21 protein-coding genes and 1 pseudogene are annotated in these 20,200 nt (G+C 73.8%); 8 read left to right on the plus strand and 14 right to left on the minus strand.

Annotation, left to right across the window (positions count from 1 at the left end):
* From ABT137_RS00005 to ABT137_RS00015, 3 genes and pseudogenes are all read right to left on the minus strand, one after another.
* Positions 1-99: pseudogene (locus tag ABT137_RS00005) on the minus strand (glycerophosphodiester phosphodiesterase family protein); the annotation flags it as partial.
* A 19-nt stretch (positions 100-118) separates the two neighbouring features.
* Entirely contained in the window at positions 119-529 is a 411-nt protein-coding gene (locus ABT137_RS00010) for a rodlin (RefSeq protein ID WP_351699954.1), read from the minus strand.
* A gap of 154 nt (positions 530-683) precedes the next feature.
* Positions 684-1,097: a rodlin gene (locus ABT137_RS00015; RefSeq protein ID WP_351699956.1), complete on the minus strand. Its 414-nt coding sequence runs from the start codon at positions 1,095-1,097 to the stop codon at positions 684-686.
* 265 nt (positions 1,098-1,362) lie between these two features.
* Here ABT137_RS00015 and ABT137_RS00020 point away from each other — a divergent pair, with 265 nt between their 5' ends.
* From ABT137_RS00020 to ABT137_RS00030, 3 genes are all read left to right on the plus strand, one after another.
* Positions 1,363-1,779: a rodlin gene (locus tag ABT137_RS00020; protein WP_351699958.1), complete on the plus strand. Its 417-nt coding sequence runs from the start codon at positions 1,363-1,365 to the stop codon at positions 1,777-1,779.
* 267 nt (positions 1,780-2,046) lie between these two features.
* Entirely contained in the window at positions 2,047-2,298 is a 252-nt protein-coding gene (locus ABT137_RS00025) for a chaplin (protein WP_351699960.1), read from the plus strand.
* Between the two features lie 118 nt (positions 2,299-2,416).
* Positions 2,417-3,139, plus strand: a complete 723-nt coding sequence (locus ABT137_RS00030) for a chaplin (protein WP_351699962.1) — start codon at positions 2,417-2,419, stop codon at positions 3,137-3,139.
* A 48-nt stretch (positions 3,140-3,187) separates the two neighbouring features.
* On the opposite strand, the gene ABT137_RS00035 is transcribed toward ABT137_RS00030, so the two are convergent.
* Both ABT137_RS00035 and ABT137_RS00040 read right to left on the minus strand, forming a co-directional pair.
* Positions 3,188-4,444, minus strand: coding sequence for an FAD-dependent oxidoreductase (locus ABT137_RS00035; RefSeq protein WP_351699965.1), 1,257 nt, complete (start codon positions 4,442-4,444; stop codon positions 3,188-3,190).
* Positions 4,444-5,859, minus strand: a complete 1,416-nt coding sequence (locus ABT137_RS00040; RefSeq protein ID WP_351699968.1) for a carboxylate--amine ligase — start codon at positions 5,857-5,859, stop codon at positions 4,444-4,446. Before ABT137_RS00040 ends, ABT137_RS00035 begins: the two co-directional genes overlap by 1 nt.
* A 161-nt stretch (positions 5,860-6,020) precedes the next feature.
* Between ABT137_RS00040 and ABT137_RS00045 the strand changes: the two genes are divergently transcribed.
* Positions 6,021-7,322, plus strand: coding sequence for a glycoside hydrolase family 26 protein (locus tag ABT137_RS00045; RefSeq protein WP_351699971.1), 1,302 nt, complete (start codon positions 6,021-6,023; stop codon positions 7,320-7,322).
* Positions 7,323-7,345: 23 nt separating this feature from the next.
* On the opposite strand, the gene ABT137_RS00050 is transcribed toward ABT137_RS00045, so the two are convergent.
* From ABT137_RS00050 to ABT137_RS00090, 9 genes are read right to left on the minus strand one after another with little or no spacing between them, the layout of a single operon-like run.
* Complete coding sequence (locus ABT137_RS00050) at positions 7,346-8,464, minus strand: GNAT family N-acetyltransferase (RefSeq protein ID WP_351699974.1); 1,119 nt, start codon at positions 8,462-8,464, stop codon at positions 7,346-7,348.
* Positions 8,461-9,102, minus strand: a complete 642-nt coding sequence (locus tag ABT137_RS00055) for a YveK family protein (protein WP_351699977.1) — start codon at positions 9,100-9,102, stop codon at positions 8,461-8,463. The genes ABT137_RS00050 and ABT137_RS00055 overlap by 4 nt, the downstream gene beginning before the upstream one ends.
* Complete coding sequence (locus ABT137_RS00060; protein WP_351699980.1) at positions 9,099-10,238, minus strand: glycosyltransferase; 1,140 nt, start codon at positions 10,236-10,238, stop codon at positions 9,099-9,101. The genes ABT137_RS00055 and ABT137_RS00060 overlap by 4 nt, the downstream gene beginning before the upstream one ends.
* A 1-nt stretch (position 10,239) precedes the next feature.
* The gene (locus ABT137_RS00065) at positions 10,240-10,995 is read right to left on the minus strand and encodes a polysaccharide deacetylase family protein (RefSeq protein ID WP_351699982.1); all 756 of its coding nucleotides are present in this window, start codon (positions 10,993-10,995) and stop codon (positions 10,240-10,242) included.
* Positions 10,979-12,685 carry a murein biosynthesis integral membrane protein MurJ gene (murJ, locus tag ABT137_RS00070; RefSeq protein WP_351699984.1) on the minus strand — a complete coding sequence of 569 codons (1,707 nt, stop codon included), beginning with the start codon at positions 12,683-12,685 and terminating at the stop codon, positions 10,979-10,981. The genes ABT137_RS00065 and murJ overlap by 17 nt, the downstream gene beginning before the upstream one ends.
* Positions 12,682-13,977, minus strand: coding sequence for an O-antigen ligase family protein (locus ABT137_RS00075; protein WP_351699987.1), 1,296 nt, complete (start codon positions 13,975-13,977; stop codon positions 12,682-12,684). The genes murJ and ABT137_RS00075 overlap by 4 nt, the downstream gene beginning before the upstream one ends.
* 2 nt (positions 13,978-13,979) lie before the next feature.
* Positions 13,980-15,401 carry an exopolysaccharide biosynthesis polyprenyl glycosylphosphotransferase gene (locus ABT137_RS00080; protein ID WP_351699990.1) on the minus strand — a complete coding sequence of 474 codons (1,422 nt, stop codon included), beginning with the start codon at positions 15,399-15,401 and terminating at the stop codon, positions 13,980-13,982.
* The gene (locus ABT137_RS00085; RefSeq protein WP_351699993.1) at positions 15,398-16,633 is read right to left on the minus strand and encodes a glycosyltransferase; all 1,236 of its coding nucleotides are present in this window, start codon (positions 16,631-16,633) and stop codon (positions 15,398-15,400) included. The genes ABT137_RS00080 and ABT137_RS00085 overlap by 4 nt, the downstream gene beginning before the upstream one ends.
* A gap of 58 nt (positions 16,634-16,691) precedes the next feature.
* Positions 16,692-17,783, minus strand: coding sequence for a DUF3344 domain-containing protein (locus ABT137_RS00090; protein ID WP_351699995.1), 1,092 nt, complete (start codon positions 17,781-17,783; stop codon positions 16,692-16,694).
* Between the two features lie 285 nt (positions 17,784-18,068).
* On the opposite strand from ABT137_RS00090, the gene ABT137_RS00095 reads away from it, so the two are divergent.
* The 4 genes from ABT137_RS00095 to ABT137_RS00110 all read left to right on the plus strand — a co-directional run bounded on the left by ABT137_RS00095 (position 18,069) and on the right by ABT137_RS00110 (position 20,049).
* On the plus strand, positions 18,069-18,308 hold the full coding sequence (locus tag ABT137_RS00095; protein ID WP_351699998.1) for a chaplin: 240 nt from the start codon (positions 18,069-18,071) through the stop codon (positions 18,306-18,308).
* 229 nt (positions 18,309-18,537) lie between these two features.
* Entirely contained in the window at positions 18,538-18,828 is a 291-nt protein-coding gene (locus ABT137_RS00100) for a hypothetical protein (RefSeq protein ID WP_351701086.1), read from the plus strand.
* 136 nt (positions 18,829-18,964) lie between these two features.
* Positions 18,965-19,465 carry a DUF5949 family protein gene (locus ABT137_RS00105; protein WP_351700001.1) on the plus strand — a complete coding sequence of 167 codons (501 nt, stop codon included), beginning with the start codon at positions 18,965-18,967 and terminating at the stop codon, positions 19,463-19,465.
* The gene (locus ABT137_RS00110; RefSeq protein ID WP_351700003.1) at positions 19,465-20,049 is read left to right on the plus strand and encodes a vitamin K epoxide reductase family protein; all 585 of its coding nucleotides are present in this window, start codon (positions 19,465-19,467) and stop codon (positions 20,047-20,049) included. Before ABT137_RS00105 ends, ABT137_RS00110 begins: the two co-directional genes overlap by 1 nt.
* The last annotated feature ends 151 nt before the right edge of the window (positions 20,050-20,200 follow it).

Consider the following 20,200-nt stretch of genomic DNA (forward strand, 5'->3'; position numbering starts at 1 on the left):
GTCCGCGAGCTCCAGGGCCGAGACCGCGCCCCGCCCGTTGGACGTACGGTTGACCCGTCGGTCGTGGACGCACACCAGGTGGCCGTCGGCGGTCGCCCGCCGCCGCGGCGTCTGCGGACTACTGGTTCGCGGTGCCGTTCGCGGACAGCGCGGAGATGTCGTCCAGGATGTGCGACAGCGGCTCGTCGCCCTTGGCCTGGGTGGAGTTCTCGACGCACTGCTGGTTCTGCGGCGCGGACAGGATCGGCACGTCCTGGGCGACGCCGACGGCGGCCGCACCGAGCAGACCCTGCAGGTTCGCCTTGACCGGGAGGCCGACGCACGGCTTGTTCAGCGAGCCCTGGACCAGCGAGAGCTGCGGGCTCTGGTCGCCGAACGTGGCCGAGTTGCCGAACTCCGACTTGGCGAAGTTGCCGCTGGCCGAGGTGGTGCCGTTGTCGTTGCCGGTGGCCAGGGCCTGGGGAGCGGCCGTGGCTGCGAAACCGGCGACGGTGACGGCGACAGCCGCGGTTGCCCACAGCTTCTTCATGTTTGTTCCCTTTCGAAAGGCGGACTCCGGGGAGGAGCTGCGTGATCGTCAACTTACCCGGATTCGCCGAGGTTGCGTGGTATGCCCCGATTGGCGTAGCGCGGTCGGATCAGCCGATCGGCGCCCTCGAACCGGGGCCCGGAAGGCTGCCGGGCTACTTGTTGCCGGTGCCGTTCGCGGACAGCGCGGAGATGTCGTCCAGGATGTGCGACAGCGGCTCGTCGCCCTTGGCCTGGGTGGAGTTCTCGACGCACTGCTGGTTCTGCGGCGCGGACAGGATCGGCACGTCCTGCAGGACGCCGACGGCGGCCGCACCGGCCAGGCCCTGGAGGTTCAGCTTCGCCGGGAGGCCGATGCAGGGCTTGTTGAAGGAGCCCTGGATGAGCGCCAGCTGGGGGCTCATGTTGCCGTACGTGGCGGAGTTGCCGAACGCCTGCTCGGCACCGTTGCCGCTGGCGGAGGTGGTGCCGTGGTCGTTGCCGGTGGCCAGGGCCGGCGAGGCGGCGGCAGCGGAGGCGCCGACGACGGAGGCGGCGACTGCGGCGGCGGCCAGAACCTTCTTGATCACTTGTCAGTTCCCTTCTGAGGACACCCCGTCCACCGGAGCGCACTGGTCAACTGCGCGCGCTTCGTTTGGTTGCTCCGCTTCACCCCAACGGCCCACGGTCCGGGAATCTCCGGATTGCGCGCCGGCCCTGGTTTCCGGGGAATTCCGGGGGCCGCCGGTCCGAACGGGTGACGTGCCGTGCGGTGCCGCAACCATTCCGGATGCGGGCGGTTGATGCCGGGCAGGAACGTCCGTCTTGGCCTGAGGGCCGGGAAAGGAATAGGAAATGCTGAAGAAGGCAATGGCCGCGGCGGCGGTCGCCGTGTCCGTCGTGGGTGTGTCGGCGGCGGCAGCCCCCCAGGCGCTTGCCACCGGGAACGACCACGGCACCACCTCCGCCAGCGGCAACGGCGCCAAGGAGGCGTTCGGCAACTCGGTGACCAAGGGCAAGATGAGCCCGCAGGCCACCCTGGTCCAGAGCTCGCTCAACAAGCTCTGCGTCGGCCTCCCCGCGAAGGCGAACGCCCAGGCGATCTTCGGCCTCATCGCCGCCGTCGGGGTGGCCCAGGACATCCCGGTCCTGTCCGCGCCGCAGAACCAGCAGTGTGCCGAGAACTCGACCCAGGCCAAGGGTGACGAGCCGGTGTCGCACGTCCTGGACGACATCGCGGTCCTCGCGGCCAACGGCGTCGCCAACCAGTGACCCCGGTCCCGTGAAGCCCGCCCGGGCGGTGCGCGTTTGTGCGCCCCCGGGCGGGCTTTCGTCGTGGCCGCGTAATTCCCGCCGCCGGAAGAAGCGTCGAAGAAGCGTTTCCTCTCTTTTTGTCAATTCTGCGGAGGCGTTCGAGTGAATTAACCGATGGCATGCGTTCCGTAGTTTCTTCGGCTGTCTATTCCTCGTTCTACAGCCTGCCGGTCATGGTGCGAGCCGTTCATGCTGTGCTCGCTCGGTTTCGGCCGACATACGGGCATGACCGCAGAGAAGGGAAAGTTCATGAAGAAGACCGCTGCTGTGATCGCCGGCGCCATCCTGGCGCTGGGCGGTGCCGTCCCCGCCTTCGCCGACGCCGGTGCGCAGGGCACCGCCACCACCTCCCCGGGCGCTGTCTCCGGCGACGTGATCGAGGTTCCGGTCCACGTCCCGGTCAACGCCTGCGGCGACACCGTCGACGTCATCGGTCTGCTGAACCCCGCGTTCGGCACCCCCTGCGCCAACGACTGACGGCGTCACACAGCGCACCAAGCTCCCGGCTGTGTCATGGCCGGCCTCGGACCGCCGATTCTTTGCATCCGCGGTCCGAGGCCGGCTTTCCACTTCGTCAAGCAGGAAGAGAACGAGATTGCGACAGACCCTCAGCAGGGGAATGCTCGCGGCCGCCGCCGCGACGAGCATTCTGTCCCTGTACGGCAGTCCCGCGCTCGCCGGCACGGACCCGACCGGGACCGCGGCCGGTTCGCCGGGTGTCGTGGCGGGCGGTGACGTCCAGACCCCGGCGAGCGCTCCGGCCGACGACTGCGCCAACTCGGCCGACACCGCCGCCGCGTCGCACGCGGCAGCCGGCAACTCCTGTGCGAACGACCGGGGTGCGGACGAGCACACCCGCGACCGCGCACGCGAGGGCTCGGGATACGGCTCCGAGGGGAACTCAGGCGGCGAGACCGGCACGACCCCGCCGCCCGACAGCCGCGAGACGCCTCCGCCCTACGGGGACGAAGCGCCCCCGGCCTACGGCGACGACACCCCGCCCGCGTACGGCGAGGACACTCCGCCCCCGTACGGCGAGGACACTCCGCCCGCGTACGGCGAAGACACCCCGCCCGCGCCGACGTCCCCGCCTCCCACCACACGGCCCCCGACATCGCCGCCTCCGGCCACCCACCCGCCGACGACCCCGCCGCCGGGCCGGACGCCTCCGCACGGTGGGGAGCACCACGGGGCGCCGCCCACCCTGCCGCACACCGGAAGCGCGGCCATGCTCGCGACCTCGGCCGTCAGCGCCGCGCTCGTCGCGGGTGGGGCGGTCCTGTACCGCCGGGGACGAGCGGCCTCCCGCCGGCCGTAGCGGAAACCGGGTGCCGGACGCCCGAAAGGCCCGGCACCCGCCCGCCCGTCAGCTCCGCACCGTGTCCGGTGCGGACTCCCGCCGCCCGGCCGGGACGCCCCAGCCGGCCGGCCCCGAGCGCAGCCGCCGCCGTACCCCGCGCACCAGTGTCTCGGCCGTGAAGCCGGCGCCGTGCACGAAACGCATCGCCGGACCGAAGCCCGCCGCCGTGACCAGACCGGCCAGGAACAGCCCGGGATACGACGACTCGAAGTCCCGGCCCACCTCGGGCGCCCCGTCGGCCCCGGTCACCAGGGTCGTCCGCAGGTCGTCGGCCAGCAGCCCGAGCCGCCCCCGGGTCGCCCTGAACCCCGTGGCCGCGATGACGTGTTCGGTCTCCAGGGTGCCCACCCCGCCACCGCGCACCGTGGTGTCCAGGCGTACCCCGCCCGCCGTCGCGCGTGCCGCCGTGACCTCGCGGCCGAGCAGCACCTCCACCCCGGACTCCACCCGCTCCCGCACCCACCAGGCGCCGGCCGGACCGAGGGCGCTCGCCGCGATCCGGGTCCGGGTCGGCTCGGCGAGCCGCCGGTACAGGCCGGGCCGCTCGGAGTAGAACCAGTTCCGCCAGCCGGGGCCGAGCCCGCTGTGCGGGGCGCGGACCGACTGCCACCAGGGGCGCTGCCAGGGCGGCGGCACCTCGTTCCAGAACAGTTCGTCCGCGCGCACCAGCACCCGTACCCGGCTGTCCAGTTCGGCGAGGAGCGCGGCCGTCTCCAGGGCCGCCTGGCCGCCGCCGATCACCGTGACGTCCCGGCCCCGGAAGCGGCCCAGGTCGGCGTGGTGGCTGCTGTGCGTGACCAGGTCGGGGGAGAGACCGCGCACGGCGGCGGGGATCTCCACGAACGGCAGCACGCCGATGGCGAGCGCGATCGTCCGGCCGCGCAGGACCTCGCCGTCCGCCGTCGTCGCCTCGAAGCCGCCGGCGCGCGGTGCGACCCGGGTGACCATGCGTTCGTCGACGGGCGGTGCGGCGTTGCGGGCGAACCACAGGCCGTACTCGGCGAACATCTCCAGCGGGATCGGCTGCCCGTGCCGGGCGGTCACACCGCGGCCCGCGCAGTAGACGTCCAGCCGCCAACGCGCCTCGGGGTCCGACAGGTTGGAGGCCCAGGGTTCGGACTTGAGGAACATCCCGCGGGGCATGTGGTCGCGCCAGGACGCCATCGGGCGGCCGAAGACCCGCACGTTCAGGCCCGCCGCCGCGGCGTGGGACGCGATGGACAGGCCGTACGGGCCCGCTCCCACCACCAGCAGGTCGTACATCAGCAGCTGCTCGCTTTCTCGTCGTCGGACCGGTCGGGCTGACCGGCGAGGCTGGAGACGCCGGGCGCGGCGGGGACACCGGCCACGCCGGTGAGTTCCTCGTCCCGGGCGGTGGGCACGAGGGATTCCTCGTCCCGGGCGGCGGGCACGAGGGGTTCCCCGGCCTGGGCGGCGGGCACCAGGGGCTCACCGGCCTGGCGGACCACGGGGGCGTGCGGGCGCGGCGCCTGGACGGGGGTCCCGTCGTGCAGCCGGTCGAGGAGCCGGCCCGCCACGTGCCTGCCCCACAGTGCCCACATCGCGAGGCCCGGTCCCCGGTCGTCCGGCGCGGACCAGGCCAGCTCCCGCCCGCGCGGGGCCGGACGCAGCGCGCTCAGCGGCGCGTAGTTCTCCACCACGAACGCCCGCCCCGCCAGCGGCACCCCGTCCGGCAGCGGACGGTGGGTCAGGTCCAGGTGCAGGGCGCGTACGACGTCCAGGCCGGCGCTGTCGGTGAAGAGCCGGAACTGGGCGCCCGGACGGGGGTTGAAGTCGAGGAGGTGGTAGCGGCCGGTGCTGCCGCAGCGCCGGAAGTCCAGGTCGAAGATGCCCCGGAAGCCCAGCTCGCCGGTGAGCCGCTCGGCCAGCGCCTGGACCTGCGGGTTGGGCGTCCACAGGCCGACCGCGGTCAGTCCGGCGCCACGCGGCCAGGCCCGCTGCTTGCGGCCGGGGCCGCCCGCGCGCACCTGCCCGGTGCGGTCGGCGTAGCCGTGGAAGAACCAGTCGCGGTCCGGGCCCGGCGGCAGGAACTCCTGGAGCAGCAGCCTGCTGCCCGCCTCCTCGCTGCGCAGGTACAGCTCCACCGCCTCCTGCGCCGAGCGCACCACGACCGTGCTGCGCAGCCCGGCCCCGGCCGGCAGCAGCCAGGGCCGGCTCCACTTGGCGATCACCGGCAGCCCGAGCCGCCGGACCGCGGCGGCGGTCTCCTCGGCGCTGTCCGGGACCAGGGTCGGCGGGTGCGGGATCCCGGCCGCCGCGCACACCTCGGCCAACTCGGCCTTGTCGGCGACGCGTTCGGGCAGGGTGCCGGGCTGCTGCGGGAGCAGGTAGGCGGGCGCGAGGTCGGCGCGGAGCCGGCCGGCCGCGATGGCGCTCGCGTCGTCCATCGGGATCAGCACCGCCGGGCGGGCGATCCGCGCCGCCACCCGGCGCAGCACGGCAGCGATCTCGGCGGGCGACGCGCCCGGCGCCGGCGGCGGATGCAGCCGCCGTACGAAGCGGGATTTGCGGACCGGGCTGCCCGCGGAGTCGGCGACCACGTGGACCTCCACCCCGGCTCTGCCGAGCGAGCGCACGGCCCCCAAGGTGCCGTGGTGAAAGGGATTCCGGTCGATCCGCAGCAGAACCGCGGGGACCCGGATGTCTAGCAGCGACACGGACCTTTTCCTTTGCGTCGGTTCACCCGTGCGGGCGTTCGGGGCACCCGAAAGCCGCAACCGCACTGGCGGAATTCATATTGATATGACTGAGTGTCAGTAACTGGCACTTCCTCAGCGGTGCTGCGAACGGACGATCACTGGTGGAGAAAGGAGCAGACATGGCCCCACAGCTGCGAAAGCGGACGCGGTTCTGGTGGTACCGACCGGCCCTGGCCGCGGCGGCCGTCGTCGTCGCCGCGGCGACCCTGGCGACCGGCCCGGGATTCGCCGCGGGTGCGGGGGCGGCGCGGACCACCGGCCCGCCGGCTCCGGCACCCGCGACGGCCGTCCCGACGCCCACGACGTCCGTCCCGGCATCGGCGGCACCCCTGCCGACCCCGGCCGCCGACGCACCGGCCGTCGGCGCGGCGGCCAAGGCGATGCCCCCGGCCTTCGGGGCGTTCCTCGACTCCGGCCCGCTCGGAGTGGCCCGGATGGCCCAGCTGAGCAGCTGGCTCGGCGGCACCGAGCTCAAGATCGCGCACACGTATCTGCCCGGCAACCGCTGGGCCGACATCGAGGGCGCCCCCGGCTTCCTGGACGTCTGGGCGCACTGGCGACGGGAGAAGGCCGACCGGACGCTCGTCCTCAACGTGCCCATGCAGGAGCGCAACGAGGAGGGCATCGGCGACGACGAGGTCCGCTCGCTGCTGCGGCAGGGTGCGGCCGGAGAGTTCGATCACCACTTCCGGGCCCTGGCCGAGCGGCTGGTGGAACTGCGGGTCCCGGACACCGTCATCGTGCTCGGCTGGGAGATGAACGGCATTACCTACACCCATCGTTGTGGGCCGGACCCGGAGGCCTGGAAGACATACTGGAAAAGGATCGTCACCACCATGCGTGCGGTCCCGGGCCAGAAATTCAGGTTCGACTTCACTTCGAGCCGGGGTCGCGACGCCGTACCGTGGACGCAGTGCTATCCCGGGGACGACACGGTCGACATCATCGGTATGGACTCGTACGACCAGCCGAGCGGACTTTCCTTCGACCAACAGGTGCGGGAGCCTTACGGGCTTCAGCAGCACGTCGATTTCGCGAAGGCCCACGGAAAACCCGTCTCCTATCCGGAATGGGGCCTCTTCCGCAACGGAGACAACGCCGAGTACATGCGGCGGATGCTCGCCTGGATGGACGAGCACAAGCCGCTGTACAACACGCTGACGGACTACTGCCCGCACGGTGTCTGGCAGTGCTCGGTCAACCCGCGCTCCGCGCACGTCTACCGCGAGGCCCTCTTCGGCCGCACCGACACCACGACACCGACGCCGAACCCGACACCCAGGCCGACACCGACCCCGAGCCTGACCCCGGCCCCGGCTGCCACGCCCAGTGCCCCGCCCGCGTCCGACTGCACGTCGATGGACCTGGGTGCCTGGATCGAGTACTGGCTCGGCGGGAAGTTCTGCTTCAGCCTCGACTGACGGACGGGTACGCCCGAGACCCCCTACTCCTGTCGGCGTTCCTTCCACCGCTGCCGCACCTCCTTGATCCGCTGCCGGGCGGCGGCGTCGCACAGCGCCGCCGTCAGCAGCGGGGCGGTGCGCCGCCGGGCCAGCAGCAGCCGCTGGTTGACGACCGGCTGGGGCCGCCAGTGGTGCTTGTACGGCTCGTCGCCGCGCAGCAGGCTCAGCGCGCCCCGCTCACCGGCGCCGGTGTGCTGGGTGCAGGCGTCCAGGAGCATCACCGCCACGTCCGCCTTGCGCTCCCGCAGCCGGGGATGCGCCCCGTACAGATAGCCGCCGGCGAGACTCGGCGACAGCAGGGTCAGGTCGACGGCGACCACCTCGTCGTCGAGCCGGAACTCGGTGACCACCGCGTCCCCGGACCGCACCATCGGCCCCACCGAGCGCACCAGATGCTCCTGGAACCGGGACTGGAGGTGCTCGGTGGTCACCTTCCGCCCCTGCCACTGGAGCCGGTGCAGGTCGAGGAGGCGGCGCAGCGCCGCGTCCACCCCGTCGGGCGGCACGACGTCCCGGCGCACCCCCAGCGAGCCCAGTTTGCGCAGCTTGGCACGGACCCGCTGGGCCTTGTTCGAGGGCAGCCGGCCGACCAGCTCGTCCATCGACACGGCCGGCAGCTCCAGGCAGACCGAGTCCGGCACCTTCCGGCACGGTCCGCGCCAGCGGTCGTAGACCCGCTCCGCCGCGCCACCCGGCCGCACCTCGCGGAAGTCGATCAGCGCCGTCCGGGCCGCCTCCGCCAGCTCCTGGGTGAGGGCGCCCGCCACCCGGCCGTCGTCGGCGTCGGCGAGCAGCACGTCCGCGTAGTCCGAGATCGCCCCGCCGAGCGGCACCAGCGTGGGCAGCGGCCGGTGCACCAGCGCCAGCGGGGCCGCGCCGACCAGCTCACCGCCGTAGCGGACCAGGACGAGGCGGAGCCGGCCGGGGGTCCCGTAGGAGCGCCACCAGGAGTGCAGCCAGGCGTGACTCTGGAACGGGGTGGCCGTGCCGCACCGCCGGTAGAGGCGGCCCCAGGCCGGGGCCAGCTCGGCGAAGGCGCCCTCGTCGGTGACGAGTTCGGTGGTGTACGCGGCGAGCGTCGGGTGGGCCGTCGTCGTCACAGCTGTCCGTGTACGTCGGCGGCGACGGCCGGACCGGGCACCGAGGCCTGGAAGGCGGCCTCCTCCACGCGGCGCCGGGGCCGTACCAGGAGCACCAGGCCGCCCAGCAGCCCGCCCGCGCTCGCGCCCACCAGCCCGGTCACCTTCGAGGACGCGGAGGTCGGCGCGGTCGGCTTCGGCGCCCGGGAGAACTGGAGGAGTTCGACGTTCGTGTCGCTCTTGGTGTCGTTGGCGTGCTGGATGAGCGAGCGGGCCACCGCGTTCGCCATGTCGGTGGCCTGGAGGGCGTGCGGCGAGCTGGCCGAGACGGCGACCATCGGCGCGTCCGGCGAGGTCTCCGTCTGCACACTGTTCTGCAGCGTCTTCAGCGGTACCCCGGCCCACATCTGCGCGTCCCCGAGCACCGCGAGCTGGGTGGCGACCCGGCCGTAGGCCTGCGCGAACCCCTGCGCGGACGCGGTGTCGGACTTGTCGGCGGTGACGGCGATGACGTAGGCGGTCGCCGTGTAGCTGGGCGGCGTCAGCACGCCGTAGGCGCCGCCCAGCAGCCCGCCGGCGAGGACCCCGGCCGCCAGCAGCGACCAGGGCGGGATGGCACGCGGGAACGGGCGGGGTGCTCGGACGGTGTTCTCGGTCATGGCGTACTGGCTCCCTGAGATGTGGTGGCGAGTGCGGCCGCGTAGACGTCCATGAGCTGGGCGGCGCTGCGGGTGATGCAGTAGTGACGGGCGGCGTCCGGCACGCCGCGCGGGCCGGGTCCGGCGGCGCGGGCGGCGGCCAGCGCCTCGGCGTAGGCGGCGGCGCCGCCCGTGACCCGGCGGGCGCCCGGGGCGGCGGCGGCCGGCAGGTCCTCGACGGCGGGGCAGGAGCTGTAGAGCACGGGCAGTCCCGCGGCCAGCGCCTCGACGACCGCGAGCCCGAAGGCCTCCTCGGCGGAGGGTGAGGCGAACACGTCCATGGCGGAGGTGAGGGCGGGCAGGTCGGGGTCGCGCGCGCTGTCGGAGGCGTAGGGCCGCTCGCCCGCGAACAGCACCCGGCCGGCCACCCCGGCCTCCTGCGCGGTGCGGCGCAGGGTGTCCTCCTCCGGGCCGCCGCCCACCAGCAGCAGTCTGCAGTCGGCGGGGAGGTGGGCGAGGGCCTCGACCAGGACGTCGAACCGCTTGCCGGGCGCGAGCCGCCCGACGGCTCCGACGACCCAGGCGTCCTGCGGGATGCCGAGGCGGTCGCGGACGCGCCGGCGCCGGGCGGGGTCGAAGCGGAACCGGTCCAGGTCGATGCCGTTCGGGACGACCTCGATCCGCGGCCCCGGCACCCCCCACCGGCGCAGCCGCTCGGCGACGGTCGGCGAGACGGCCACCGTGGACCGCCCGAGCCGCTCGCCCGCCAGGTACAACGCCCGCACGCCCGACGTCAGTTCACGCCCCTCCAGCTGCGAGTCGCCGAGCGAGTGCTCGGTGGCGACCACGGCCCGGACCCCCGCGAGGCGCGCCGCGATCCGGCCGTAGAGACAGGCCCGGTAGAGGTGGGTGTGGACGAGGTCGTAGCGGCCCCGGCGGATCAGCCGGACCAGGCGGGGCAGCGCGGACAGGTCCCGGTTCCCGGCCATCCCCAGGTGGACCACCCGCACCCCGTCCGCGGCCAGCCCGTCCGCGACCGACCCCGGGTTGGTGAGCGTGACGACATCGCAGGCGACCGGCAGGTGCCGCAGCAGCAGCCGCAGTTGCTGCTCCGCGCCGCCGATCCCAAGGCCTGTGATGACGTGAAGGGCCTTCATTTCACAGCCCCTGCACGGGACGGCGGCGCAGCCGGTGCAGCCGGTACTTCAGGAAGAGGCGCGCGGCGTGGTCGTTCTGCCCGATGTGCACGCGGGGCAGGGCGTGCGGGCCGCCCAGCGGGCCCGGGTCGATGGCGCAGGCGTAGCCGTATCCGGCGTCCCGTACGGCGTCGACGGCCCGCTGGTCGACGCTGCCGTAGGGGTAGCAGAAGCCCTCGACGGGGGCCTGGATCAGCTCCTCCAGCAGCGCCCGGCTGTCGGCGGTCTCGGCCCGCAGGGTCTCCGGGTCGGCCTTCGTCAGGTCGACGTGGGTGAGTCCGTGCGACCCGATCTCCACCCCGCTGCCCGCGGCCCGCCGGATCCCGTCGGCGGTGAGCAGCGGCTTGCGCGGGCCCAGCTGGTCCCAGGCGTTGTCGCCGCCGAGCCGGCCGGGCAGCACGAAGAGGGTGGCGCCGCAGCCCCAGCGGTCGAGGAGGGGCAGGGCGTGGTCGAGGAAGTCGGCGTACCCGTCGTCGAAGGTCAGCGCCACCAGCCGGCGCCCCTCGCCGCGGGCCCGGGCGGCGATCAGCCCGGCGACCGACACCCCGCGCAGCCCCCGCCGGCGCAGCCAGCCCAGCTGTTTCTCCAGACGCCCGGGGGAGACGGTGACGCGGTACGGGTCGTCGGAACAGTCGCCCACGGAGTGGTACATGGCGACCCAGGGGACCGGGCCGGTGACGCGTCCTGCCCTCGCGGCGGACTCAATGGAAGACGGCATGCGCGAGCCTTCGGGTGACGGTGGCTACGGAACGGAGTGCGGGTGCGAAGCCCTGGGCGTCCAGGGCTCGGCCGAGCAGGACGAAGACGACGGTGACGGCCGTGGTGCCGGCGGCCAGACCGGTGAACGGGTCCGCCGGCTGCGCGGCGGCGAAGAGCCCGGCGGCGGTCGCGGCGACCGCCGCCCGCACCGGCCGGCTCAGCTCGACGAGCACCCGCCGGGTACGGATCGGGACGCTGCGCGGGCCCATGCCGGCCAGCAGGAGCACGGCGGTGGCGGTGATCCCGGTGGCGTTGGCGGCGGCGATGCCGGTGACGCCGTACGCGTCGACCACCAGGGCGCCGATCCAGGAGGTCACCGCGATCCCGGCGGCCATGGCGCCCACCGGGTACCAGGAGGCGCGGCCCGCCGAGAAGTAGGAGCGGACCAGCACCCCGACCAGGGTCTGCCCGAGCAGCCCGAGCGCGTACACGCGCATCACCCCGGCCGTGGCGGCGGTGTCCACGGCGTTGAACGCCCCGCGCTGGAACAGCAGGTGGATGAGTTGCGGCGCACAGGACACGACCACGGCGGTGCCGAGCAGCACCACGCTCGCGGCCACCGACAGATCCCGCTCGACCCGGCTCCGGGCCCGCTCGGTGTCGCCCTCGGCCAGGGCCCGGGCCACCACCGGGAAGGTGACCGTGCACAGCATCATCGACATCGTCATCGGGATCTGCGCGACCTTCTGCGCGTAGTTGAGGTGCGAGATGGCCCCGGAGTGCAGGTGCGAGGCTAGGAACCGCTCGATCAGCACCTGCGACTGCCGGCACAGCGCGAACAGCAGCACGGTGGCCATCAGCGCCACGTTCAGGGGCCGCTCCTCGGTGCCGGCCGCGCCCTCCTCCCGCGCCTTCGGCCGGTGCCGCAACTGCCGCAGCAGTGACGGAAGCTGTACGACGACCATCAGGGCGCCCCCGGCCGCCACCCCGAACGCCGCCGACCTGACGCCCCAGTGGCCGCCGAGCGCGAACATCGCCGCGATGATGCCGGCGTTGTAGGCGACGTAGATCGCGGCCGGGGCGAGGAAGCGCCGGTGCGCGCGGAGGGCGGCGCTGCAGTACCCGGCCAGCCCGAAGGTCAGCACACAGGTGGCGGTGAGCCGGGTGCAGCCGACGGCCAGCCCGGGGTCCCGGAGCCCGGGCGCGAGCACCCCGACGAGCTGCGGGGCCCCGCCGATCAGCAGGGCGCCGACGCCGGCGAAGGCCAGGGCCAGCTTGGGCAGCGTCCCGGCGACGAGGGCCCGCACGGGATCGCCGGGCGCCCCCTGCGTCCGCCGGGCAAGGGCCACACTGAACGCGGGAACGAGGGCGAACGCCAGCCCGTCCTCGATGAGCAGCGTCGCCGCGAACTCGGGCACGGTCCACGCCACGAGAAACGCGTCGGTGTCCCGCCCGGCCCCGAAGAGCCGCGCGAGCGACTGGTCCCGGATGAGCCCGAGCAGCGACCCGAGCACGGAGAAGGCGGCGGTACCGAGAGCGGCCTTGGCCAGGAATCCACGAGTGGGCGGTGCGCTTTCAGCCTCGGCGCCGACAGCTCCCTGCTCGGGGGCGCGGGGCTGTGACACGTGCGGCTCCGCCGCGTGGGCGCGCTCCGCCCCCACCGGCCCGCAGTCGACATCCGACCCTTCCACCCCCGGCGCCGCAGTCATCCCGCACGCTCCGCCCCCACCAGCGCCCACCAGGCCACCGCCCCGAACACCACCGCCGTGAGAACCGTCGACGGCCCCCCGATATCGGCGTACGCGAAGTCCACCAGCTGCCAGATCAGCAACCCGCACCCCACCAGCGCACAGTCGAGACCGTCACCCGCACGCACCCGCCACAGCCCCCGCAGCCCGCACACCAGCAGCGCCAGCCAACTGCCCGCCAGCGCGAGCAGCCCGAGCAGACCCTGCTCGCTGAGCACCAGCAGGTACATGTTGTGCGGGGACAGCAGCGGCTGCTTCCGGTACGCCGCCCCCGCGCCCTCCGTGTCGCTCCCGGACGACAGCGCCAGCGAGGCGTGCGCGTCCCGGTACGCCGGGAAGTTCTTCAGGCCGACGCCGGTCACCGGGTGCTCCCGCCACATCCCCGTCGCCGCCGCCCACAGCGTGTACCGGTCGACCACCGACTGGTCCGGCGCGTCCGTGACCTGCCCGATGCTGCTGAACCGCTCCTGGAGCATCGCCGTACCGACCCCGAAGCCGCCCACCAGCACCACACCGGCCGCGACCGCGACCGCCGCCACCTTCAGCGCCCGCCGCAGCCCGGCCAGGGCGAGCTGCACACCGCAGGTCAGGACCGTCGCGATCCAGGCGCCCCGGCTGAAGGAGAGGGCCAGCGGCAGCAGCAGCCCGAGCGCGCACGCCCCCGCCGCCACCCGCTGCCGTACCGGGGAACGCCCCAGCGTGAGCCCGAGCGCGCAGATCAGACCGAACGACACCACCGTCGCCATGCCCATCACGTCCTGCGGCCCGAAGGTGCCGACCGCGCGGATCTCCTCGCCCTGGTACGACGCCCCGGTCCCGGTGACGTACTGGTGCACCCCGACCGCGCCCTGCCAGCTCGCGAGCCCCACGAACGACCAGGCCAGCAGCCGGAAGTCGGCGCGGTCCCGGACCAGCAGCACGACGGCGGCGGGGACCAGGACGAACACCTGGAGGTAGCGGCCGAGGCCGGTCACCCCGGCGCCCGGCGAGGCCGCGCCCATCGCCGCGACGGCCAGCCCCACGACCGGCATGCCGAGCACCGCCACGGCCGTGGCGGACAGCGGGCGCCGCCGCTCCCGCAGGGTGCGCAGCGCGGCGTACAGCACCACAAGGGCGGACACCGCATCGGCGGGCCCGGCACCGCTCTCCGCGCCGCCCGGGGCGAGCGGCAGCGCGAGGACCGCCAGTACGGCGACCGCGGCCAGTACCGGCGGCAGCCGCAGCGGCCTGGCCGGTGACAGTGCGAAGCTCATTCTCAGCTCCCCGTCGAGCGCACGAGCGCGGCCGCGGTGCGCAGCAGGATGCAGACGTCCTGCCACAGCGACCAGTTGTCGATGTAGGCGTTGTCGAAGCGGGCCCGGTCCTCGATGGAGGTGTCGCCGCGCAGCCCGTTGATCTGGGCGAGTCCGGTGATGCCGGTCTGCATCCGGTGGCGGGCCGCGTAGCCCGGGTAGGTCTGGCTGAACTGGCCGACGAAGTACGGCCGTTCGGGGCGCGGGCCGACCAGGCTCATGTCGCCCCAGAGCACGTTCCACAGCTGGAGCAGCTCGTCCAGGGACGTCTGGCGCAGGAAGCGGCAGAAGCGGCTCATCTTGATCTCGCCGGCCACGCTCCAGCGGGTGGCGGCCTCGTGCTCGTCGACCGGGCGGTGGGTGCGCAGCTTCAGCAGGGTGAAGGGGCGGCCGTCCTTGCCGATCCGCTCCTGCCGGAAGACGACTCCCGGCCCGTCGGTGATCCGCAGCACGGTCGCGCAGACCAGCAGCAGCGGTCCGGCCAGCACCAGCGCCGCCCCGGAGACGGCGATGTCCAGGAGCCGCTTGCCGACGCTGCCGCGCCGCCGCGAGCCCATCTCCAGGCGGCGGCAGGAGAACCCGGCGAGCTGGTCGCGCATCTCGTACGCCGGTGAGTCCGCGTCGACCTCCCACACCACGCAGCCCGACTCGGCCAGCGCCCGCAGCAGCGGGCCCTGTTCGGTGCGGACGGCGGGGTGGACGGTGAGGACGGCCCGGACGCCGTTCTGGATGAGGGCCCGCTCGACCTCCTCGCCGGTGGTCAGCACGGGCAGGCCCTCGTGGCCCTCGGGGTGTTCGGCGACGACGCCGACCGGGCGCACTCCGCAGCCCGGGTGGCGCAGCACGGCGGCGGCGACCCGCTGGGCGGTGGTGGCCGGGCCGATGACCAGGGCGGCGCGCGGCCGGCGCAGCAGGGCGAGGCGGCGCCGCCAGTGCACCAGGCCGCGGCCCGCGCCGGCCGCCGCCGCGTGCAGGGCGAAGCCGAGCAGCAGGACGCGGACGGACAGCGCGCGGTCCGGGTCCCAGGCGGCGAGGGCCGCGGCCAGGCCCAGCCAGACGACGGCGATCCGGCCGCAGACGACCGGGAGTTCGTCCAGGATCCCGGTCATCCGCCGGATGGTCAGCGGGCGCAGCAGTATCGCCCCGGCCACCAGCAGACCGACCAGGACGGGCCGGCGGACGGCCTCGTCGAGCACGGCCGCGCCGAGCAGCGCGGCACACAGGTCGGCGGCGAGCAGCGGCACCGGGGAGGCGGGCCGCACGGGCGGCCGCCGCAGTGGGAACCGGAAGCCGCCGGCGGTGCGCGGCGGCAGGACGGAGACGGGCGAGAGTCCGTGGTCCCGGGGCTGCGCGCCGGGGGAGGGGACGGTGCTTTCCGCGGTCACGAGTGGATGGACTCCCTGCGCTCGAAGGACACCAGCGGCCGCCCGCCGAGGAGTTCGCGGTACAGCTCCGCGACCGCCTCCGCCGTGCGCCGCACATCGTGCGTGGACAGGACGTGCCGGCGCCCCTGGTCGCCGAGCGAGGCGCGCAGCTCCGGGTCGAGGAGCAGCGCGGCGACGGCTCCGGCCAGCGCACCCGGCCGCCCCGGCGGGACCAGGCAGTGCCCTGCCTGGCCGGGCGGCAGGCTCTCGCGGGCGCCGTCGACATCGGTGACCAGCACCGGCCGCCCGCAGGCCAGCGCCTCCAGCGGGGCCAGCGCCATGCCCTCCCAGCGCGAGGGCAGCACCACCAGGTCGGCGGCCCGGTACCAGGGGCGGACGTCCGCGACGGGGCCCACGAACTCGACCGAGGCAGAGGCGGAGGCAGAGGCAGAGGCGGCGGAGACCGAGGCGGCGGCGAGCCGGCCCAGCGCCTCCCGGTCGGGTCCGTCGCCGACCAGAGCCAGCCGGGCGTCCGGCACCCGGCGCAGCACCTCGGGCCAGGCCCGCAGCAGCACGTCCTGGCCCTTCTGCCGGCACAGCCGCCCGACACAGACGACCAGGGGAGCATCCGCGGGCCGCTCGCCCGGGCTGCTCGGGGTGCCCGGGGTGCCCGGGCTGCTCGGGCTGCTCGGGGTGCCCGGGGTGCCCGGGGTGAAGTGCTCGGTGTCGATGCCGTTCGGGACGACCGTGTACCGGGCGCGGATCCCGGCGCGCACGCCGGTCGTGCGCTCGGCCTCACTCACGCACACCACCCGATGCGCCCAGCGCGCGCCCCACCGCTCCCACCTCAGCGCCAGTGCGGCGGTGGCGCCGCCGACCGCCTCGAAGGACCAGGCGTGCGGCTGGAACAGGGTCGGGACGCGTCCGCGTACGGCGAGCCGCCCGGCGAGGCCCGCCTTCGCGCTGTGCGCGTGCACCAGTGCGGGCCGTACCTCGTCGAGCAGCCGGCCGAGGCGGCGTACCTCGTCCGGGAGACCGGCGCCCGGCGAGCGGTCGGCGCGCCACCCGCGCACCTCGGCGCCCAGGTCCCGCGCGCGCTCGGCCAGTTCACCACCGGGGCAGGCCACCGTGACCCGCAGACCGGCCGTGAGCTGGGCCTTCGCCAGGTCCAGGACGACCCGGGCCACGCCGCCCTCGACGGGTTGCGCCAGGTGAAGGACCCGTGGCCGAGGGTCGGTGGCTGATCGGTGCATACGCGGATTCCTCGCTCACGGGGGGCGCGCTCGGGACTGCGGGCGGGGACGCGGCGTACTACCGCGCGTCCACGGCGGCGAAGAGCGCGCCCGCCCACGCCGCGTCGCGCTGGGAAACGAGCCGGAAGGTCAGCTGGTCACCGCCCTGTGCGAGACCAGTACCTAGATCGAACACATCCGAGTCGTAGCCGAGCGTGTTGGCGTACGCGGGCTCACGCCGGGCGCGTACCGGGCCGGGTTCGTTGATCGTGGAGTTGAGTACGTCGTCGGCCGGGTCGGCGGAGTCCTGGAGCGGGACGGGTGCGTGGCCGGCAGTGGTGTAGGTGAGCGAGTCGCCGGTGCCGCCCCGGTCGCCGTTGTAGGCCACCAGACCCACCCGGCCGTCGGCGCCACGCGGGGCGTGTAGCCCGTTCAGCCGTACCTCGGCCGGTGCGTCGAGGGAGTCGAAGCCGTCCCAGAGGGAGAGCGTGCGCAGCGGCTGCGCCGGATCCTCGTACGCCACGACCAGCGTCCAGCCGCCCCAGGCACCGGCCCCGGACCGTCCCGCGGCCGCGTTCACCTGGCCGACCGTCCACAGCCCGGATCCGCTGGAGCGGACGAGCTCGGTCACGTCCGCGGAGGCCTGGAAGGCGTCGGCGCCACGGCCCGTGCGGTGGCCCACGATGGTGTCGGCGAGCAACTCCTTGTAGGCGCCGCCGGGTTCGGCGATCAGCACCCGGCCGTCGTCCGCGGCCGGCTTCTGCTCGCCGGCCAGCAGGTTGCCGCCCCAGTACAGCCGCGCGTACGTCACCCGGGCGCCCTCCGGCAGCCGGAGCTCGGCGTGGGAGGAGTCGTACGTGTCGGGGTCGTCGTCGACGTCGACATAGAACATGTCGAAGTCCCCGTTCACTGCCGGGAGTTGCCCCTCCCGCGCGGCCTGGCAGGGCGGTTCGGACGGCTCGCCGGGCGTCGTGCGACAGCTGACGGACGCGTTGGCCGCGCGGGCGAAACCGCCGCGCAGCACCGCGTGGTAGCGCTCGGCGAAGGGGATGCGCGGAGCCTCGGGGGCGGGCGGGGCCGTCGCCCGGGCGGTGCCCGGTGCCCAGACCGAGGCGAGGACGAGCGCGCTCGCCGACGCACGGCGCAGCAGCGGGCCCAGGGGATTGCGCATGACCGGCTTCGTTCTTTCAGGGAGAAGGGGAGGGAGAGGGGGGAAGTGCGGGAGGAGGGGGCGGCGGGAAGAGTGCGATGGGATGCCAATACGGGTAAGTCAGGAGGCTCGCAACTCTAGTCGCTATCCGTATTAATCCGTCAAAACCGGGCAAGTGTGTCGGAGTCGTGAAGGCGGCTCCCCGGAGATCACTCCTTCGGCCGCACAACTCGGGGCGGCGCCACGCGTTGACACAGCGCTGGGCAACCGCCCGAATGTTTGTTTCGACCCCAAGGAGACCTCTCCATGTCGCGTATCGCGAAGGGCCTGGTCCTGACCACCGCCGCCGTCGCGGCCGTCGCCGGCGGTGCCGGTGCGGCTGCCGCCGACAGCGGCGCGAACAGCGCCGCCGCCCACTCCCCGGGCGTGGTGTCGGGCAACGTGATCGAGGTTCCGATCCACGTGCCGGTCAACGTCTGCGGCGACACCATCGACGTGATCGGCCTGCTGGACCCCGCCTTCGGCAACACCTGCGTCAGCGACTGACGCGGCGGTTGTTCCCTTCGGCCGGCCGTCCGCCCGCGCACCCCGCGGGCGGACGGCCGGTCCGGTTTTTCCGGCCGCTCCCCGAACCGTGCCCGGGCGGCCGGTGTTCACGGGATCTCATATGTCTTCCGAAAACGGGGTTTCCGGTCTGCCGGGGCATCGTTGGGCAGGACGTCGGAATTTCCCCGGGCGGCTTGCGTTGCCGAAAGTCGCCGAAGAAAGGAACATGATGAAGTCGCTGAAGGCCGTCGCCGTCGCCGCCGGTTCCGTGGCTCTCGTCGGCGTCGCCGCGCCCGCGTTCGCCTACAACACCGCCGACCTCACGCCCACCAGCCTCAACGGCGCCGTGAACACGCTCACCAAGGACGGCCTGGACCTGAACCAGGCGATGCCGCTGCGGCACCAGTCGAATGTGCTCGACACCGAGAACAAGCGCTCCCCGCTCAACACGGTCAAGACCGCGGCCGGCGCCCTCAACCAGCACAACCCGCTGCTGGGCGGTCTGCCGCTGCAGGGCTGAGCCGCGACGGGCCGGGCCGGGAGCGTTCGAGGGACACCGAGGGGTGTCCCTCGTTCGTGTGGCCCGGTCGGCGGGCGTCCGCCGACCGGGTGAGCGGGCACCCGGCCGCCGCACGGCCCGTCGGTAGGGTCGCGCGGTGACCTCAACCCCAAGCGAAACCCGCCCGTTCCGCCTCGCCGACCTCGGCACGCTCGTCGTGCTGGCCTGGAGCGGCGAGGCCCCCGACGGCAGTGACATGCCCTATCTGCTGGCCTACTCCCTCGGTGACGCCGAGGGCGGTCCCGAGGCCACCGCGGCCGCGATCGAGGCGCTGCTGGCGAACAACGGGCTGCCGGTCGGCGGCGACCTCGTCGACGGCATCGCCCGGCCCAGCCTGCCCGTCACCCTGCTCGTCGAGGCCGGCCAGGCCGTCCTCAGCCTGGCCCCGCTCAACGCCCAGTGCCCCGCGCCCGTGGAGTGGCTCGCCGCGGTCGGCGAACGCGGCTACGCCTACCTGGTGTTCACCACCCGCCCGTGGCCCGAGGGCGAACCCGGCAAGCCCGTCACCCCCGAGGCGCTGAAGGACTTCGCCGGGGCCGAGGAGACCCTGACGGCCGCCGCGCACGTCGTGCTGCCGGCCCGCAGCCTGCGCGGCTGATGGCCAGGGCCGCGGGCGCCGGGCGGGGGTTCGCGCTGCTGACGGTGGTCGCGGGGGCGGCCGGGCTGCTGGCCTCCTGGGTCATCACCCTCGACAAGTTCAAGCTGCTGGAGAACCCGCGCTTCGTGCCCGGGTGCAGCCTCAACCCGGTGGTGTCCTGCGGCAGCGTGATGAAGAGCGCCCAGGCCTCGGCGTTCGGGTTCCCCAACCCGATGCTGGGCCTGGTGGCCTACGGCGTCGTGATCTGCGTCGGCACGAGCCTGCTGGCCGGCGCCCGCTTCCCCGCCTGGTACTGGCTGACCTTCGACGCCGGCTGCGCCTTCGGCATCGGATTCGTGTCCTGGCTGCAGTTCGAGTCGCTGTACCGGATCGGCGCGCTGTGCCTGTGGTGCTGCCTGGCCTGGGTCGCCACCATCGTCCTGTTCTGGTACGTCACCTCCTTCGCCGTACGCCAACGGTTCCTGCCCGCGCCGCGCGGGCTGCGGGAGTTCCTCGACGAGTTCACCTGGGTGCTGCCGGTGCTGCACACCGGGGTCGTCGGCATGCTGATCCTGACCCGATGGTGGGACTTCTGGACCAGCTGAACAACTGAACAGCGGAATTCGGGAAGAATGGATTACCCATCAGCTGATTGGTGACCAGTGGATTGGTGAACAGCCGACTAATGCTGCACCCGGGCGAATTGTGAACTGATGCCGAATTCCGGCTCGTTACCCGGTACGGACGTCGCTCCTC

It is taken from the genome of Streptomyces sp. NPDC001980 (genome assembly GCF_040296885.1).
Taxonomy (GTDB): Bacteria; Actinomycetota; Actinomycetes; order Streptomycetales; family Streptomycetaceae; genus Streptomyces.